This window comes from Pseudomonas sp. P5_B2 (assembly GCF_056400445.1).
On sequence record NZ_JBFULH010000786.1, the window covers coordinates 1 to 1677 of the forward strand.

Consider the following 1677-nt stretch of genomic DNA (forward strand, 5'->3'; position numbering starts at 1 on the left):
ATGCAGGCATCCTGTGTGCCCCAACCGCATTCGGCAAAACCGTGGCCGCTGCCGCGCTGATTGCACGCCGGGGCGTTAACACGCTGGTGCTCGTCCATCGAACTGACCTGCTTCGACAATGGCAGGAGCGTTTGCAGATGTTTCTTGGCCTCGGCAAAGGTCTCGTCGGCACTATCGGCGGTGGTAAGGCCAAGCCGACTGGGGTGATCGATATAGCCGTGATGCAGTCGTTGTCACGGCAAGGAGAGGTGAGCGATCAGGTGAAAAATTATGGGCAGGTCATTGTTGATGAATGCCATCACCTGTCGGCATTTTCGTTTGAAGCGATCCTTAAAAGTGTTCGGGCAAAATACGTGCTTGGCCTGACAGCCACACCGGTACGCCGTGATGGACAGCACCCCATCATATTTATGCAGTGTGGGCCGATTCGACATACGGCAAGCAGGTCAACAAGTGCCCCGAGTGATTTGATGGTGGAAACTCGACTGTTGCCAGGCCAGATCAATGTGCCCGAGGGCGCGGGTATTCAGGAAGTATTCCGGCATCTGGCTGACAATATTGRGCGTACCCAGCGGGTCACGTTCGAAGTGGAAAAAGCCTTTAACGAAGGGCGTAAGGTGCTGGTGTTGACGGAACGAACTGATCACTTGAGCGCCATTGAAGCGGCACTGGTTGGTCGTGTGCAGAACCTGTTTACGTTGCACGGGCGAATGTCGAAAAAGCAGCGTTTGGCGCTAACGGATGAGTTGGCTGCTCTGTCTCCAGATGCCCCTCGGGTACTCTTGGCCACCGGTAAGCTGGTCGGGGAAGGCTTTGACCACCCTCCTTTGGATACCTTGGTGCTGGCGATGCCCATTTCTTGGAAGGGCACACTTCAGCAGTATGCTGGGCGTTTGCATCGGGAGCATGCGAGCAAAGCAGACGTGCGCATAATCGACTTCATCGATGCAGGGCATCCAGCGCTGATGCGAATGTGGGATAAGCGCCAAAGTGGGTACCGAGCGATGGGTTACCGACTTGAAGATACCTCCAGCTCAATGGAGCTGTTTCGAGATTGAGCGATGAGTTCATGGCCTTCAAACGGGACTGCTCAAATCCTGAGCGTTCGACTCAATCGATCTATTTTGTCGGTTCGGCAGCGGGATCCGGTAGAGCAGTTTCTAGTTCGTCACTTCCCCAAGGTAGTTCAGTCAGCTCGGCGATGGATTGGAATTCTTTTAGGTATTCAGGTTGGTGCTTGGCCAGCCACCGGACAACTGCAGCGTTGGCGAGAAGCTCGGTTAGATAGCCTTTGATGACCGTGAGATGAAGTACATCTGGCCCGTAGTCCTCCTCGACTGTTTTGATCTGCATTTGCAAGGCGGCAAGCTCACGCTCTAGGCGAGCGATTGATTCCGCTGAAATTTGCTGATCTGGAAGGGACTTTCTTGGTACTGCTAGTTGGTCTGATGGCGTGGCAGCCAAAAGGGCTTTAGCAAGCAGGACTGAGAAATTTTTGTTTCCAATCATCAACTCCGCCGCTTCAATTTGTCTCAGTGGTTTCATCTGCCTTAGAAGATTGAATACGTTTGCTGGGCAGTCGGTGTCACCCAGAAGCATTATGGCTTCCGCACAAATGCCATTAAGCAGACGAAACTTCTGCTTGATTGTCTGTGGTGATAACCCAAGGGCTTTACC

2 protein-coding genes are annotated in these 1677 nt (G+C 53.2%); one reads left to right on the plus strand and one right to left on the minus strand.

Annotated features, from left to right (window positions below; all coding sequences use genetic code 11):
• The coding region (locus AC1DRJ_RS26755) for a DEAD/DEAH box helicase family protein (protein WP_477804802.1) at positions 1-1058 on the plus strand (1058 nt) is incomplete at its 5' end.
• 61 nt (positions 1059-1119) lie between these two features.
• Here AC1DRJ_RS26755 and AC1DRJ_RS26760 read toward each other — a convergent pair.
• Positions 1120-1677: plasmid partitioning protein RepB C-terminal domain-containing protein (locus tag AC1DRJ_RS26760; protein ID WP_477804803.1), on the minus strand; the 558-nt coding region annotated here is incomplete at its 5' end.